12 protein-coding genes are annotated in these 15,418 nt (G+C 71.3%); 8 read left to right on the top strand and 4 right to left on the bottom strand.

The window, feature by feature from the left end; genetic code table 11:
- Window positions 1-52 precede the first annotated feature (52 nt).
- The 3 genes from ACFVYA_RS02630 (at window position 53) to ACFVYA_RS02620 (ending at window position 2,849) form a co-directional block, all read left to right on the top strand.
- Entirely contained in the window at window positions 53-1,105 is a 1,053-nt protein-coding gene (locus ACFVYA_RS02630) for an ABC transporter substrate-binding protein (RefSeq protein WP_387041538.1), read from the top strand.
- Window positions 1,106-1,186: 81 nt separating this feature from the next.
- The gene (locus ACFVYA_RS02625) at window positions 1,187-1,978 is read left to right on the top strand and encodes an ABC transporter ATP-binding protein (RefSeq protein ID WP_387041535.1); all 792 of its coding nucleotides are present in this window, start codon (window positions 1,187-1,189) and stop codon (window positions 1,976-1,978) included.
- A complete protein-coding gene (locus tag ACFVYA_RS02620) occupies window positions 1,965-2,849 on the top strand; it encodes an ABC transporter permease (protein WP_285988871.1) in 885 nt (294 codons plus the stop codon). The genes ACFVYA_RS02625 and ACFVYA_RS02620 overlap by 14 nt, the downstream gene beginning before the upstream one ends.
- Window positions 2,850-3,113: 264 nt before the next feature.
- Here ACFVYA_RS02620 and ACFVYA_RS02615 read toward each other — a convergent pair whose 3' ends face one another.
- A complete protein-coding gene (locus tag ACFVYA_RS02615; RefSeq protein WP_387041531.1) occupies window positions 3,114-4,613 on the bottom strand; it encodes a DEAD/DEAH box helicase in 1,500 nt (499 codons plus the stop codon).
- A 238-nt stretch (window positions 4,614-4,851) separates the two neighbouring features.
- Between ACFVYA_RS02615 and ACFVYA_RS02610 the strand changes: the two genes are divergently transcribed.
- The 4 genes from ACFVYA_RS02610 to ACFVYA_RS02595 are packed head-to-tail and all read left to right on the top strand — an operon-like array spanning window position 4,852 to window position 8,188.
- Complete coding sequence (locus tag ACFVYA_RS02610; RefSeq protein ID WP_387041528.1) at window positions 4,852-6,558, top strand: acyl-CoA dehydrogenase; 1,707 nt, start codon at window positions 4,852-4,854, stop codon at window positions 6,556-6,558.
- Window positions 6,559-6,616: 58 nt separating this feature from the next.
- Window positions 6,617-7,003 carry a nitroreductase family deazaflavin-dependent oxidoreductase gene (locus tag ACFVYA_RS02605; protein ID WP_387041526.1) on the top strand — a complete coding sequence of 129 codons (387 nt, stop codon included), beginning with the start codon at window positions 6,617-6,619 and terminating at the stop codon, window positions 7,001-7,003.
- Window positions 7,000-7,770: a 2-keto-4-pentenoate hydratase gene (locus ACFVYA_RS02600; protein WP_387041523.1), complete on the top strand. Its 771-nt coding sequence runs from the start codon at window positions 7,000-7,002 to the stop codon at window positions 7,768-7,770. Before ACFVYA_RS02605 ends, ACFVYA_RS02600 begins: the two co-directional genes overlap by 4 nt.
- 4 nt (window positions 7,771-7,774) lie before the next feature.
- Window positions 7,775-8,188 (top strand): hypothetical protein, encoded by a 414-nt coding sequence (locus ACFVYA_RS02595; protein WP_285988876.1) that lies wholly within the window; start codon window positions 7,775-7,777, stop codon window positions 8,186-8,188.
- Between the two features lie 58 nt (window positions 8,189-8,246).
- Here the strand turns inward: ACFVYA_RS02595 and ACFVYA_RS02590 are convergent, their stop codons facing one another.
- Window positions 8,247-10,634 (bottom strand): Tex family protein, encoded by a 2,388-nt coding sequence (locus tag ACFVYA_RS02590; protein WP_387041521.1) that lies wholly within the window; start codon window positions 10,632-10,634, stop codon window positions 8,247-8,249.
- 145 nt (window positions 10,635-10,779) lie between these two features.
- Between ACFVYA_RS02590 and ACFVYA_RS02585 the strand changes: the two genes are divergently transcribed.
- The gene (locus ACFVYA_RS02585; RefSeq protein ID WP_387041519.1) at window positions 10,780-12,240 is read left to right on the top strand and encodes a chitinase; all 1,461 of its coding nucleotides are present in this window, start codon (window positions 10,780-10,782) and stop codon (window positions 12,238-12,240) included.
- A 46-nt stretch (window positions 12,241-12,286) separates the two neighbouring features.
- Here the strand turns inward: ACFVYA_RS02585 and ACFVYA_RS02580 are convergent, their stop codons facing one another.
- Together ACFVYA_RS02580 and ACFVYA_RS02575 are read right to left on the bottom strand one after the other, a co-directional pair.
- Window positions 12,287-13,945: a GMC oxidoreductase gene (locus ACFVYA_RS02580; protein ID WP_387041517.1), complete on the bottom strand. Its 1,659-nt coding sequence runs from the start codon at window positions 13,943-13,945 to the stop codon at window positions 12,287-12,289.
- Complete coding sequence (locus tag ACFVYA_RS02575) at window positions 13,945-15,408, bottom strand: flavin-containing monooxygenase (protein WP_387041515.1); 1,464 nt, start codon at window positions 15,406-15,408, stop codon at window positions 13,945-13,947. Before ACFVYA_RS02575 ends, ACFVYA_RS02580 begins: the two co-directional genes overlap by 1 nt.
- Window positions 15,409-15,418: the final 10 nt, after the last annotated feature.

The following is a 15,418-nucleotide window of genomic DNA, read 5'->3' as shown; positions in this document are numbered from 1 at the left end:
GTGGGTGACCGTGCGAACCTCGCCCCCGACACCGACGAAAGGCGATGCTGACGTGCGCACCCCTCGGAGAACCCTGGCCTCGGCACTGGCCGCCCTGAGCGTCGTGGGCGTGCTCGCGGGCTGTTCGCGCGCGGACAGCAGCACCGCCCCGGCCGCGAACCAGGGAACCGCCGGCGAGGTCCGGGTCGGGTTCTTCCCGAACGTCACGCACGCCCCCGCGCTGATCGGCGTCAAGAAGGACTTCTTCAAGACCGAGCTCGGCTCCACCAAGCTCACCACCCAGACCTTCAACGCCGGCCCCGAAGAGGTCAACGCCCTGCTCGGCGGCTCCCTCGACATCGCCTTCCTCGGCTCCGGCCCGGCGATCAACGCCTTCACGAAGTCCAAGGGCGCCATCCAGCTGGTCTCCGGCGCCGTCTCGGGCGGCGCGCAGCTGGTCGTCAAGCCCGACATCACGAGCGTGGACCAGCTCAAGGGCAAGAACATCGCCACGCCGCAGCTGGCCAACACCCAGGACGTCGCGCTCAAGAAGTTCCTCGCCGGCAAGCAGCTGACCGACCAGGTCAAGATCACCAACCTCGACAACCCGAAGACGCTCGACGCCTTCAAGAAGGGCGAGGTCGACGGCGGCTGGCTGCCCGAGCCGTGGGCGTCCCGGCTGGTCCTCGACGCCGGCGCGAAGGTCCTGGTCGACGAGAAGACGCTGTGGCCGGGTGGCCGCTTCCCGACCACCGTCGTCATCGTGCGCAGCGAGTTCCTGCAGCAGCACCCGGACACCGTCCGTGCCCTGCTCAAGGGTGAGCTCGCCGCCATCGACTGGGCCAAGGCCAACCCGGCGGAGGCGAAGACCGTGGTCAACGGCGCGCTCAAGGAGCTGGCCGGCAGTACCCTGAGCGCAGCGGTCCTGGACCGCGCGTTCTCCGGCATCGAGCTGACCACCGACCCCGTCGCCGCCGAATTCCCGCAGCTTGCGCAGGACTCGGTGACGGCCGGCGTGGTGAAGTCGGCCGTCGCGCTGAAGGGCTTCGCCGACTTCGGCCCGCTGAACGAGGTGCTGAAGGCGCAGAACCTGCCCGCCGTCGAAGCCCCCGAACTGACCAAGTGAAACCGGGGCTTCGCCCCGGGCCGGGGGCTCCGCCACCCGGAACCCCCGAAAAAAGTGAGTGATCCGGAGAGGCCACCAGCGATGACCACCACCCTCCCGACCGGCCGGGGCAGTGTCACCGGCGCGACCGCGGTGCGACTCGACGGCGTGCGCAAGACGTTCGGCACCGCCGGCCGCGCGGTCGTCGCGCTCGACGGCGTCGACCTGACGGTCGCGCCCGGCGAGTTCGTCTGCCTGCTCGGCGCGTCCGGCTGCGGCAAGAGCACGCTGCTCAACCTGGTCGCCGGGCTGGACGCGCCGTCGGCGGGGGAGATCACGCTGAACACCTCCCGGCCGGCGGTGATGTTCCAGGAAGCCGCGCTGATGCCGTGGCTGACCGCGGCCCGCAACGTCGAGCTGCCGCTGCGGCTGGCCGGGTTCGGCCGCGCCGAGCGCCGCGAAAAGGCCGCCGAGCTGCTGGACCTGGTGCGGCTGAACGGCGCGGGCGGCAAGCGGCCGCACGAGCTGTCCGGCGGGATGCGGCAGCGCGTCGCGCTGGCCCGCGCCCTGGCCGCGACCCTGCGCGTCGGCGGCGACCCGGAGCAGTCGCTCCTGCTGATGGACGAGCCGTTCGCCGCGCTCGACGCCATCACCCGCGACGTCCTGCAGGGCGAGCTGCTGCGCGTCTACCGCAGCACGGGCACGTCCGTGCTGTTCGTGACGCACGACGTGCGCGAGGCGGTCCGGCTCGGTCAGCGCGTGGTGCTGCTGTCGTCGCGGCCCGGCCGCGTCGTGCGCGAGTGGGCGGACGTGCCGCTGGCCGACGCCGAGGAGCTGACCGAGGAAATCACCGGGCACCTGCGCGAGGTGATCAGCACCCATGCCGCAGCTTGACCGGTCCGCCGAAGCCGACCTCGACGCGGTCGGCGCGGGACTGGATTCGCTCGACGCCCCGGTCGGCGACCGCCGCCCGGGCTTCTGGAAGCGGTTCGCCTGGGGGTTCCTGCCCCCGCTGGGCGCGCTCGTCCTGCTGGTCGTCGTCTGGCAGGTCCTGTGGGCCGCGGCCTTCTGGCCGGAGTCGCAGCTGCCGTCACCGCTGGCGGTGTGGGACGAGTTCTGGAGCATCGTCGCCGACGGCCAGGTCTTCGGCTTCGTCTGGACGTCGGTCCACCGCGCCGCGCTGGGGTTCTTGGCGGGCGTGCTCATCGGCACGCCGCTCGGCCTGGTCGTGGCCAAGGTCCGCGTGGTCCGCGCGGCGATCGGCCCGCTGCTGACGGGGCTGCAGAGCCTCCCGTCGGTGGCGTGGGTCCCGGCGGCGATCCTGTGGTTCGGGATCAACGACGCGGCGATCTACTTCGTGGTGCTGCTCGGCTCGGTGCCGTCGATCGCCAACGGCCTGGTGTCCGGCATCGACCAGATCCCCCCGATCCTCCCGCGCGTGGGCCAGGTGATGGGCGCGAACCGGCTGTCATCGGCCCGCCACATCCTGCTGCCGGCGGCGCTACCGGGCTTTCTCGCCGGGCTCAAGCAGGGCTGGGCGTTCTCGTGGCGCTCGCTGATGGCGGCGGAGCTGATCGCGCTGTCCCCCCAGCTCGGTATCGGCCTCGGCGCCTACCTGAACCAGGGATCGTCGTTCAACAGCATGGAGACGGTGATCGCGGCGATCTTCCTGATCCTGCTGGTCGGCGTGGGGATCGAGCTGCTGGTGTTCCGCCCGCTGGAGCGCGCGGTGCTGCGGGCCCGTGGGCTCACCTCGTCGCTCTAGAAAGTTTCGCTCGGAGGTCGGAGCCGGTTCGGCGAGTCCCCGCGCCGGCACGACGGGGCGGCTCTGGTTCGCCGACTGGCTGACCCACGAGATCGTGGCGGTCTCGCCGGCGGGGGAGCGCGAGGTCGTGTTCCGCGCGGACTTCCCGACGATGCCGATGTGGTTCGACTTCCTCGGCGGGCAGCCGCTGATCGTGTCTTCGGCTAGCGCAGCCGGCCGGAGGACACGGCCGGTGATCGGCCGCGTCCTCCGTCCGGACGTTGCTCAGCGAGGGCGGCGACCGCCGGCCCGGGTGCCGGACGAAAACGCGGCCGCGCCGCCACTCCGGCGACCACCGGTCGCCGGGGCGGCCGATCGGCCGGTGCCCGCCGCCTTGGCCGCGCCGGCGGACCTGCGGTTGCCTCCCGAGCCGCCCCGGCCCGAGGCAGCCGCACGTGGCTGCTGCTCGTCCCGCCGCGGCTGGCCGGTCGCCCGCGAACGCTGCCCGCCGCGGTTCTCCTTCGGCGTGGCAGGGCCGCCCCGGCGCCCGCGGCCGCTGCCCGGCGCCGCGCCCGTGGCGGACACCTTCTTCGGCCGGTCGTCCACCGCCGGGGCCTTCGAGAACGTGCGCTCGCCCGGGGCCAGCTCCGCCAGCAGCGGGTGACCCGGGCCGAGCTGGGTCGTCGTCGGCTTGATGCCCGCCTTGCGGGTGAGGTCGCGCACGTCGCGGACCTGCGCGTCGGTCATCAACGTCACCACCGTGCCCGACGCCCCGGCGCGGGCCGTGCGGCCGGACCGGTGCAGGTACGCCTTGTGCTCCACCGGCGGGTCCGCGTGGATGACCAGCCGGACGTCGTCGACGTGGATGCCCCGCGCCGCGATGTCCGTCGCGACCAGCGTCTTCGCCGTGCCTGACGAGAACGCCTCGAGGTTGCGCGTGCGCGCGTTCTGCCCCAGGTTGCCGTGCAGTTCCACGGCCGGGACGCCCGACGCCACCAGCTTGCGGGTCAGCGCCTTCGCGCGGCTCTTCGTCCGCGTGAACACCAGCGTGCGGCCCGGCGCCGCGGTCAGGTCGACCAGCACCGGCAGCCGGTGGGTCTCCTCCAGGTGCAGGACGTGGTGCTCCATCGTCGACACCGGCGACTGCGCCGAGTCGACGCTGTGCGTGATCGGGTCGGTCATGAAGCGCTTGACCAGCACGTCGACGCCGTTGTCCAGGGTCGCGGAGAACAGCATCCGCTGCCCGCGCGACGGCGTCTGGTCCATGATCCGCCGGACCTCGGGCAGGAAGCCCAGGTCGGCCATGTGGTCGGCCTCGTCCAGCACGGTGATCTCGATGGCGTCGAGCTTCACGTGCCCGGAGCGCATGTGGTCGGCGAGCCGGCCGGGGCAGGCGACGACGATGTCGACGCCGTCGCGCAGCCGCGTGATCTGCGGGTTCGCGCTGACGCCGCCGAAGATGGTCGTCGTCTTCAGGCCCAGCGGCTTCGCCAGCGGCAGGATCGACGCCTCGATCTGCGTCGCGAGCTCGCGCGTCGGCGCCAGGATCAGCGCGCGGGGACGGCCCGGCTTGCGCCGCGTCGGGCCCGCGGCGAGGCGGGCCAGCAGGGGCAGCACGAAGCCGTACGTCTTGCCGGAGCCGGTCCGGCCACGGCCGAGGACGTCACGGCCGGCGAGGGTGTGCGGCAGGGTCGCCGCCTGGATGGGGAAGGGCTCGGTGACGCCCTGCGTGGCCAGCGCGGCCACGAGCGGGGTGGGCAGGCCGAGTTCAGCGAAAGTGCTCATAAGTACGTGCGGGCGTCGAAGCGCCCTGGTCTCCATAGTGTGAGAAGGGTTGTCCTGCCCGGCGCAGACCGAGTTGTGCGGCCGCGGCGCGTGGTAGTCGACAACAGCAGCGGGCCGAGGCAGAACTGAGCGGCCCGCATGATCAGTATAGCGGGCGAGGGTGACGTAGCCCCAGTGAGATTGCCCGCAGCCGCCGCGCCTTGCTAAGTTACCGGTCGGTAATCGAGGAGGACCACCCATGCTGCTGAACCCGCGCGAGTACGACCCGGCGCACTTCGACGCCGAGACGCGGCGCCTGCTGCGCGCCACCATCGACTGGTTCGAACAGCGCGGTAAGGCGAAGCTGACCGAGGACTACCACAACCGCACCTTCTACGCGGACTTCATCGAGTTCGCGGGCAAGGAAGGCCTGTTCTCGACCTTCCTGACCCCGGCCGCGAACGCCGGCGGCCACCCGGACAAGCGCTGGGACACCAGCCGCGTCGCGGCGCTCTCGGAAATCCTCGGGTTCTACGGCCTCAACTACTGGTACCCGTGGCAGGTCACCATCCTCGGCCTCGGCCCGGTGTGGCAGAGCGGCAACGACGTCGCCCGCAAGCGCGCGGCCGACGCGCTGGACGCCGGCGGCGTCGGCGCCTTCGGACTGTCCGAAAAGGACCACGGCGCCGACATCTACTCGTCCGACATGGTGCTCACCAAGGACGGCGACGGCTACCGCGCGACCGGCTCGAAGTACTACATCGGCAACGGCAACTGCGCGCGCACGGTGTCGGTGTTCGGCCGCATCGACGGCGTCGAAGGCCCTGACCAGTACGTCTTCTTCTACGCTGACTCCGAGCACCCGAACTACCACGTCGTGAAGAACGTCGTGCCGTCGCAGATGTACGTCGCCGAGTTCCGGCTCGAAGACTACCCGGTGCAGGCCGAGGACATCCTGCACGTCGGCGCCGAAGCGTTCAGCGCCGCGCTGAACACCGTCAACATCGGCAAGTTCAACCTCTGCTTCGGCGGCATCGGCATGGCCACGCACTCGCTGTACGAGGCCATCACGCACGCACACAACCGCGTCCTGTACGGCAAGCCCGTGACGGACTTCCCGCACGTCCGCCGCGAGTTCGTCGAGGCCTACGCGCGGCTGACCGCGATGAAGCTGTTCTCCGACCGCGCGGTCGACTACTTCCGCAGCGCGAACCCGGACGACCGCCGCTACCTGCTGTTCAACCCGATCACCAAGATGAAGGTGACCACCGAGGCGCAGAAGGTGATCGGGCTGGTCGCCGACGTCGTGGCGGCCAAGGGGTTCGAGGCCGACACCTACCTGGCGATGTCCAAGAACGACATCGACGGCCTGCCCAAGCTCGAGGGCACGGTGGCCGTCAACCTGGCGCTGATCGCTAAGTTCATGCCGAACTACCTGTTCGCGCCGCAGGAGTACGCGCCGGTGCCGACCCGCACCGACGCCGCGGACGACGAGTTCCTCTTCCGCCAGGGCCCGGCGCGCGGCCTGTCGAAGGTCCGGTTCCACGACTGGAAGACCGCCTACGCCGAGGCCGCCCACATCCCGAACGTCGCGCTGTTCACCGAGCAGGCCGGCTACCTGGTCAAGCTGCTCACCGAGGCGGCGCCGGACGAGGCGCAGCAGGCCGACCTCGACTTCGGGCTCGCGCTGACCGAGCTGTTCACGCTGATCGTGTACGGCCAGCTCGTCCTGGAGCAGGCCCGCATCACCGGCTTGGACGACGAGGTCGCCGACCAGATCTTCGCGGTGCTGGTGCAGGACTTCAGCGCCGCGGCGGTGGACCTCAACGGCAAGGCGAGCTCGACCGAGGCCCAGCAGGCGATCGCCTTGGCGGCGCTGCGCAAGCCGGTGGTGGACGCCGGGCGGTTCGAGAACGTCTGGGCGCGGGTGCGGGCGCTTTCCGGGGTCTACGCTATGCACCCGTGATGGCGCGGAAGTACCGGCTGGGTGTCCTGCGGAAAGCGGTGAACGTCCTGGTGACAGCGTGCTTGACGCGGGGCATCCCGATCGCCGGGAGCACCGGTGGCTGCTGACCACGCGCGGGCGGCGTTCCGGCGCCGACCGCACCACTCCGGTCAACGTCGTCGAAGTCGGCGGCGACCGCTGGCTCGTGTCGCCGTACGGCCGGGTCGGCTGGGTGCACAACCTGCGCGCCGACGCGACCGCCCGGCTGTGGCGCGGCGACACGCGTGAGACGTGGGAGGTCGAAGAGGCCGACGCCGCCACGGCGGGCCCGGTGCTGCGCGCGTACGTCCGCAAGCTCCCGGTGACGGCGCCGTTCTTCGACGCGAAGCCGGGCGACCCGGCCGGGGCGTTCGCCGCGGAAGCCGATCGACACCCGGTGTTCCGGTTGGCAAGATCTCGGACGTGAACCGAGAGCGGGCGGCGGAGCTGATCTGGGACGCGTGGCTGACCGGCAAGCGGCTGGAGGGACTCCCGGACGACGCCCGCCCGGGCGACCTCGCCGACGGTATGGCGGCGCAGGCGGCGCTCGCCGAGCTGGCCGGGCCGGTGTCCGGCTGGAAGATCGGCGCGACCACCGTGTACGCCCGCCAGTACCTCGGTGTCCCCGGGCCGCTGGCGGGCGCGATGTTCGAGCGGTTCCACCACGTCGAGGGTTCGCCGATCCCGGCGGACACGATGACGATGGGCGTCGCCGAACCGGAGTTCGCCTTCCGGCTCAAGGCCGCCCCGGGGTTGTCGCCGTCGCTGACCGCGGTGCTCGACGCGGTCGACACGATGTTCCTCGCGATCGAGCTGCCGGACAGCCGCTACACCGACCACCGCCACGCGGGCGGGCCGCAGCTGCTGGCCGACGCGGCGTGCGCGGGCCGGTTCGTCGCGGGCCGCCCGGTGCCGGGGTGGCGCGACCTCGACCTGCCCCGCCGCTCGGTGGTCCTCCACGCCGACGGCGAGGAGTTCTCGCGCGGCAGCGGCAGCCTGGTGCTGGGCGACCCGCGGCTGGCGCTGCACTGGCTGGCGATGGAACTGCCCCGCCACGGCCGGTCGCTGCGCCCGGGCGACATCGTGACGACGGGAACGGCGACCCCGCCGTGCCCGATCCGGGCGGACGGCCACGTGGTGGCGGACTTCGGCGAGCTGGGCAGTGTGGAAGCGACATTCACGTCACCGGAGTGATCGGGTGCTGACGTTCCGTGCGAGTTTCGTCGGGCTGGCGCTGGTCGTGGCGGCGCTCGACGCCGGCTTCTGGTTCTTCGCACGCGGCCCGCACCCGATGCCGGCCCGGATCGGCTTCCTGGTGGCGTTCGTGCTGCTGCTGGCCCTGCTGGCGGCGGCCGCGGGGGTGGTGCGCTGGGAGGTGGCGGCGCCGTTGGCTGCGGCCTCGACGTCAGGCCTGCTGTTCGTCGGTGCGACGGCGATCTTCAGCGTGGGCCTGGGATTCCTGCTGGCGGCGGTGGTGGAGGCGGCCTTGGTGCGGCGGTTGGTTCAGGATGCGTTGCCGGCGGGGTCGCGCGGGGGTACGTGGGTGATCAGCGCGGCTGCGGCCGTGGTTCCGGTGGTGCTGTTCGCGGTGGGCCTGTTCGCGCTGCGGTAGCCCTGAACGCCGCGAAGGCGGGCCACCCGCAGGTGGCCCGCCTTCACCGGAGGTCTCTCTACTTGCCGAACCCGGCCCGCCGAAGCGCGTCGGCCATCGAGCCGCTGCCGCCGGCGTTCCCGCCGCGGTCCCGGCCACCTCCGCCGCCACTGCCGCGCCGATCGCCGCCGCCGCTGCCGCCTCGGCGCTGGCCGCCGCCGCCCTGACCGCCGCCGCCCTGGCCGCGGTCGCGGCGCTCGCCGCCGCGGTTGCCCGCGGCCGCTCCCGGCTCGTCGTCCAGGCGCAGCGTCAGCGAGATCCGCTTCCGCGGCACGTCGACGTCCAGCACCTTCACCTTCACGATGTCCCCGGGCTTGACGACCTCCCGCGGGTCCTTCACGAAGTTCTTCGACAGCGCCGAAACGTGGGCCAGCCCGTCCTGGTGCACGCCCACGTCGATGAACGCGCCGAACGCCGCCACGTTCGTCACGACGCCCTCCAGCCGCATGCCCGGCTTGAGGTCGCCGATCTTGTCCACGCCCTCGGCGAACGTCGCCGTCTTGAACGCCGGGCGGGGGTCGCGGCCCGGCTTGTCCAGCTCCGACAGGATGTCCGTGACCGTCGGGAGGCCGAACGTCTCGTCCACGAACTCGCCGGGCCGCAGCGACGACAGCGTCCGCGAGTTGCCGATCAGCGCGCGGATGTCCGTGCCGGTCTTCGACAGGATCCGCCGGACCACCGGGTACGCCTCCGGGTGCACCGCCGACGAGTCGAGCGGGTCGTCGCCGTCCGGGATGCGGAGGAAGCCCGCGCACTGCTCGAACGCCTTCGGACCCAGCCGCGCGACCTCCTTCAGCGCCATCCGCGAACGGAACGGCCCGTTCGTGTCGCGGTGGGACACGATGTTCTCCGCCAGGCCCGTCGTGATGCCCGAAACCCGGGTCAGCAGCGGCGCCGACGCCGTGTTGACGTCCACGCCCACCGCGTTCACGCAGTCCTCGACCACCGCGTCGAGCGAGCGCGACAGCGAAACCTCGGACAGGTCGTGCTGGTACTGCCCGACGCCGATCGACTTCGGGTCGATCTTCACCAGCTCGGCCAGCGGGTCCTGCAGCCGCCGGGCGATCGAGACCGCGCCGCGCAGCGAGACGTCCATGTTCGGCAGCTCCGCCGAAGCGAACGCCGACGCCGAGTACACCGACGCGCCCGCCTCGGACACGATCGCCTTCGTCAGCTTCAGCTCGGGGTGCTTCTTGATCAGCTCGATGGCGAGCTTGTCGGTCTCACGCGAAGCCGTGCCGTTGCCGATCGAGATCAGCTCGACCTTGTGCCGCGCCGCCAGCGCCGCCAGCTCGGCGATCGACTGGTCCCACTTGTTCGCCGGCTGGTGCGGGTAGATGACGTGGGTGTCGACGACCTTGCCGGTCGCGTCCACGACCGCCACCTTGACCCCGGTCCGGAAGCCCGGGTCGAGGCCCATGGTGGCGCGGGTGCCGGCCGGCGCGGCCAGCAGCAGGTCGCGCAGGTTGGCCGCGAACACGCGGACGGCGTCGTCCTCGGCGGACTGGCGCAGCCGCATCCGCAGGTCGATGCCCAGGTGCAGGAGGATCTTGGTGCGCCACGCCCAGCGCACGGTGTCACCGAGCCACTTGTCGCCCGGGCGGCCCTGCTGGGTGATGCCGAACTTCGCGGCGATGCGCGACTCGTAGTCGGTCGGGCCCACCTGCGGCTCGTCGCTCGGCTCGTCCGGCGACATGGTGAGGTCGAGGACCTCTTCCTTCTCGCCGCGCAGCATCGCCAGGATCCGGTGCGAGGGGAGCTTGGTGTAGGGCTCGGAGAAGTCGAAGTAGTCGGAGAACTTCGCGCCTTCCTCTTCCTTCCCGGACCGGACCTTGGCGACCAGGTGGCCCTGGCCCCACATCTTCTCCCGCAGCTCGCCGATGAGGTCGGCGTCCTCGGCGAAGCGCTCGACGAGGATCGCGCGGGCGCCGTCGAGCGCCGCCTGCGCGTCCGCGACGCCCTTGTCCGCGTCGACGAACACCGTGGCCGCCGCCTGCGGGTCCGTGGCCGGGTCGTTCAGCAGGCCTTCGGCCAGCGGCTCGAGACCCGCTTCGCGCGCGATCATGGCCTTCGTGCGGCGCTTCGGCTTGTACGGGAGGTAGATGTCCTCCAGCCGCGACTTCGTGTCCGCGGCGAGGATCTGGGCTTCCAGGGCCTCGTCGAGCTTGCCCTGGCTGCGGATGGACTCGAGCACGGCGAGCCGGCGCTCGTCGAGTTCCCGCAGGTAGCGCAGCCGCTCTTCGAGCGTGCGCAGCTGCGCGTCGTCGAGCATGCCGGTGACTTCCTTGCGGTAACGGGCGATGAACGGCACGGTCGACCCGCCGTCGAGCAGCTCGACGGCGGCCTTGACCTGTCCTTCGCGCACGCCCAGTTCTTCGGCGATCTTCTGCTCGACCGACACGCTCACTGCAACACGCTCCTGCTTCGCCTGGTTCCGATCGTCTCATTCTGCCGTTTCCGCCGCCCCGACTTTCGGATGGGGCTGCTTGACAATCAGATTGGTCTAGTCCACTTTGTGGTGACCTGCCTCACCAGTGTCGTGGAGGTCGCCCGTGGTCCCCAAGGTCCGCTTCGCTCTGCTGTCCTTACTTTCCGTGGCGGCGCTGTGTCTGGGCGTCACTTTCGTGCTCGCCGGCAGCGCTTCGGCGGCGAACATCCTGGCCAACCCCGGCTTCGAAGCCGGCACCACGGGCTGGACGTGCACCGGCACGGCGGCCGCGGTGAGCACGCCGGTGCACAGCGGCAGCCGCGCCCTGAACGCGACGCCGTCGTCGTCGGACAACGCCCAGTGCTCGCAGACGCTCACCGTCTCGGCGAACACGGCGTACAAGCTGTCGGCGTGGGTCCAGGGCAGCTACGTCTACCTGGGCGTCTCCGGCTCGGCGACGACCAGCACGTGGACGCCCGGCACCAGCGGCTACCAGCAGCTGTCGCTGAGCTTCACGACCGGCACGAGCACGTCGCTGACGGTCTACCTGCACGGCTGGTACGGCCAGCCGGCGTACTTCGCCGACGACGTCAGCCTGGACGGCCCCGGCACCCCGCCGCCGACCACGCCGACCACGCCCACCACCCCGACCACGCCCCCGACGACGACGACCACGACGCCGCCGACGCACGGTGACCTGCCGAAGCATGTCCTGACGGGCTACTGGCAGAACTTCTACAACGGTGCCAAGGCGCTGAAGCTCGCCGACGTCCCGGCGAAGTACAACATCATCGCGGTGTCGTTCGCGGACGCGACCGGCACGCCGGGCGCGGTGGGCTTCACCCTCGACTCCGGCCTGTCTTCGCAGCTCGGCGGCTACACGGACGCCCAGTTCAAGGCCGACGTCAAGACGGTGCAGGCCCGCGGCCAGAAGGTGATCATCTCGGTCGGCGGCCAGAACGGCACGATCAGCGTCGCCGACTCGACCTCGGCGAACAACTTCGCGAACAGCATCAAGTCGCTGATCGCGAACTACGGCTTCGACGGCGTCGACATCGACCTGGAGAACGGCATCAACGCCACGTACATGGGCCAGGCGCTGCGGAGCATCTACAACGGCGGCGGCAAGGTCATCACGATGGCGCCGCAGACGATCGACATGCAGTCCACCGGTGCGGGTTATTTTCAGCTGGCGCTGAACATCAAGGACATCCTGACGATCGTCAACATGCAGTACTACAACTCCGGCTCGATGAACGGCTGCAACGGCAACGTCTATTCGCAGGGAACGGTCGACTTCCTGACGGCGCTGGCCTGCATCCAGCTCCAGGGCGGCCTGCGCGCGGACCAGGTCGGCCTGGGCCTCCCGGCCTCCCCGCAGGCAGCGGGCGGCGGCTACCAGGCCCCGGCCAACACGGTCTCGGCGCTGAACTGCCTGGCCCGCGGAACATCGTGCGGCAGCTTCAAGCCGTCGACGACGTACCCGTCGATCAGGGGCGCGATGACGTGGTCGATCAACTGGGACGCGTCGCAGGGGTACGCGTTCGCCAACACGGTGTCGGCCGGGCTCGCGGGCCTGCCCTGACCGTGCGCTGAGCAGGCCCTCCCGGCGGCGCGGTCCGGGAGGGCCCTCAGCGGGGCGTCAGCGGCAGCCGCAGGGCTGCCGGCGCCTCCGACGGCACCACCGGCTTCCGCGGCGCCACCGCCGTCACGCGCTGGTACGGCGAGCCCAGCTCAGGCCGTGGATCGGCCTCCCCGCGGTTCGGCCAGAACGCCATTGCCCGCTCGGCCTGGGCGGTGATCGTCAGCGAGGGGTTCACGCCCAGGTTGGCCGAGATCGCCGAGCCGTCCACCACGTGCAGGCCCGGGTGGCCGTACAGCCGCTGGTACGGGTCGACCACGCCGGTTCCGGGGGAATCGCCGATCGTGCAGCCGCCGATGAAGTGGCCCGTGATCGGGATGTTCGCCAGATCCGTCCAGGCCCCCTGCGGCAGGCCGCCGATCTTCGAAGCCACCCGGCGCGTCACCTCGTGGCCCGCCGGGATCCACGACGGCGACGGCGCTCCCGAACCCTGGCGAGTCGTCATGCGCCGGCCGAACAGGCCGCGTTTCGTGTACGTCGTCACGGAATTGTCCAGCGTCTGCATCACCAGCAGCCCGATCATCCGCTCCGACCAGTGCCGCGGGTTGTGGATCCGCAGCAGGTCGCGCCGGGACCGCCACAGCTCGCGCACGCCCAGCACCCAGCGGCGGCGGCCCGGCGAGCCGTCCACCAGCACCGTCGCCAGCAGGCTCATCAAGTTGCTGCCGCGCCCGTACCGCACCGGCTCCACGTGCGTCACCGCGTCCGGGTGGATCGACGACGTGATCGCGACCCCGCGCGTGTAGTCCGTGTCCGTGCGCAACGACCGGGCCGCGAGCACCGCTTCGGAGTTCGTGCGGGCCAGGAGCCCGAGCCGCGGGGACACGAGAGGCAGCGTCCCGGTGTCCCGCATCCGGTGCAGGAGCCGCTGCGTCCCCAGCGAAGCCGCGGAGAACACCACCTGCGTCGCGGTGAACGTCCGGCGGGCCCGGCGGCCGGTGCGGACCGTGTCCACCGCGTACCCGCCGGAGATCGGCCGCACCGTGACCGCGGTGGTCAGCGGGTGGACCACGGCGCCCGCCTGCTCGGCCAGGTACAGGTAGTTCTTCACGGTCGTGTTCTTCGCCCCGGCCCGGCACCCGGTCATGCACTCGCCGCACAGCGTGCAGGAGGAACGCAGGGGACCGGCACCGCCGAAGAACGGGTCCACCCCGGACTGTCCGAAGTAGACGCCGACGGGCGTGCGCCGGTACGTGTGCCCGATGCCCATGTCGACGGCCACCTCGCGAAGGACCCGGTCCGCGGCCGTCGTCGCCGGGTTCTCGACCACGCCGAGCATCCGCTTCGCCTGGTCGTAGTACGGCGCGAGCTCGGCCTTCCAGTCCGTGATGTGCGCCCACTGCGGGTCGGCGTAAAACCCGTCCGGGGGCTCGTACAGCGTGTTGGCGTACACCAGCGAACCCCCGCCGACGCCGGAACCGCTCATCACGAACGTGTTCTTCAGCAGCGTCAGGCGCTGGATGCCGAAGCAGCCCAGTGCCGGCGCCCACAGGTACTTCCGCACCCGCCACGACGTCTTCGCGAACTCGTCGTCGGCGAACCGGCGGCCGGTCTCCAGCACGCCGACGCGGTAGCCCTTCTCGGTCAGCCGCAGCGCCGTGACGCTGCCGCCGAACCCCGAACCGATCACCAGGACGTCGTAGTCCATCAGCCCGCCACCCGGTAGTCGGCGACGTCGAAGCGCCGGGTCCGGCGGTCGTACTCGGTGACCAGGCCGGGCCAGTTGGTCGTCACCCGGCCGTCGGCCTGCCGGTACCAGCTCGTGCAGGCGGTCCACACACTGCGGCCCAGCCGCCGCTGCACCTCGCGGTCGTACCGCTCCTCGACCTCCGGTAGCACGTCCAAATAGGACACGCCGGGCCGCGCGAGCCGTTCCACCGCCTGCCGGATGTAGCGCGCCTGGCGCTCGATCATGTAGATGATGGACCCGGCGCCGAGGTTCGTGTTGGGCCCGTAGACGCAGAACAGGTTGGGGAAGCCGGGCACGGTCATGCCCAGGTACGCTCGCGCGCCGCCGGACCACTCGTCCCCGAGTGACCGCCCGCCGAGGCCGCGCACCGCCAGCCGGCCGAGGAACTCCGTCGCGGCGAAGCCGGTGCCGTAGATCAGCACGTCCGCTTCGATCTCCGTCCCGTCCTCGACCCGGACACCCTTCTCGGTGATCTCGCGGATCCGCCGCGTCTCGACGTCGACGTCCGGCTGGGCGAGCGCGGGCAGGTAGTCGTTGGTGAAGAGGATCCGCTTGCAGCCCAGGGGGTACGCCGGCTTGAGTTTCGCCCGCAGCTCCGGGTCCTCGATGTGGCGGCGCCGCAGCTGCGCGGTCCGCAGCTCGAACATCTTCGCCAGCACCGGGTGGCGCGTCATCGCGTAGGTGGCGTACTCGGCGAGCAGGAAGATCCGCAGCCGCCCGAGCAGCTGGGTCGGCGGCAGGTGCTCGAACAGCCAGTGCTGCCACCGCCGGTAGCTCGGATCGGACTTCGCCATGACGTACGGCGGCGTGCGCTGGAAGACCGTGACGTGCTGCGCGCGTTTCCGCAGCTCGGGCACGAACTGCACGGCGCTGGCCCCGGTCCCGATCACGGCGACGCGCTTGCCGGTCAGGTCGACGTCGTGGTCCCACCGCGCGGAGTGGAAGGCGTCGCCGGCGAAGCTTTCCCGGTTCGGGATGTCCGGCAGCGCCGGCCGCGACAGCTGCCCGACGGCGGGGACGAAGACGTTCGCCTCGAAGGTCTCCCCGCTCCGCGTCTCGACGCGCCAGATGCTCCGCGCTTCGTCGAACGCGGCCCCGGTGACTTCGGTCCGGTACCTGATGTGCGGCTCGAGCCCGTACTTCGCGATGACGCGCCGCAGGTAGGCGAGGATGTCGGGCTGGTGCGAGAACCGCTTCGGCCACCGCGGGTTGGGCTCGAAGGAGAAGGAGTAGAGCGGCGAGGGGATGTCGCACGCGGCGCCGGGGTAGGTGTTGTCCCGCCAGACGCCGCCGGGTCCGGCGGCGCTCTCCAGGATCGTGAAGCCGGTGAACCCGGCGCGCTTGAGCTCGATCGCCGTGCCGATGCCGCCGAACCCGGTGCCCACGATCAGCACCGACGGCCCCTTCGCCGAACCAGTCATGCCGGAAAAG

Origin of the sequence: Amycolatopsis sp. NPDC058278 (genome assembly GCF_042881395.1) — a bacterium.
Lineage (GTDB): Bacteria > Actinomycetota > Actinomycetes > Mycobacteriales > Pseudonocardiaceae > Amycolatopsis.
Note: the sequence above shows the minus strand (reverse complement) of the source record. Positions and strands in the feature narration are given on the sequence as shown.

What these genes read in the sequence shown, in the direction of transcription:
- ACFVYA_RS02580 (WP_387041517.1), bottom strand. Translation starts at nt 13,945, where the DNA reads ATGGACTACGACGTCCTGGTGATCGGTTCGGGGTTCGGCGGCAGCGTC.
- ACFVYA_RS02625 (WP_387041535.1), top strand. Translation starts at nt 1,187, where the DNA reads ATGACCACCACCCTCCCGACCGGCCGGGGCAGTGTCACCGGCGCGACC.
- ACFVYA_RS02610 (WP_387041528.1), top strand. Translation starts at nt 4,852, where the DNA reads ATGCTGCTGAACCCGCGCGAGTACGACCCGGCGCACTTCGACGCCGAG.
- ACFVYA_RS02575 (WP_387041515.1), bottom strand. Translation starts at nt 15,408, where the DNA reads ATGACTGGTTCGGCGAAGGGGCCGTCGGTGCTGATCGTGGGCACCGGG.
- ACFVYA_RS02615 (WP_387041531.1), bottom strand. Translation starts at nt 4,613, where the DNA reads ATGAGCACTTTCGCTGAACTCGGCCTGCCCACCCCGCTCGTGGCCGCG.
- ACFVYA_RS02620 (WP_285988871.1), top strand. Translation starts at nt 1,965, where the DNA reads ATGCCGCAGCTTGACCGGTCCGCCGAAGCCGACCTCGACGCGGTCGGC.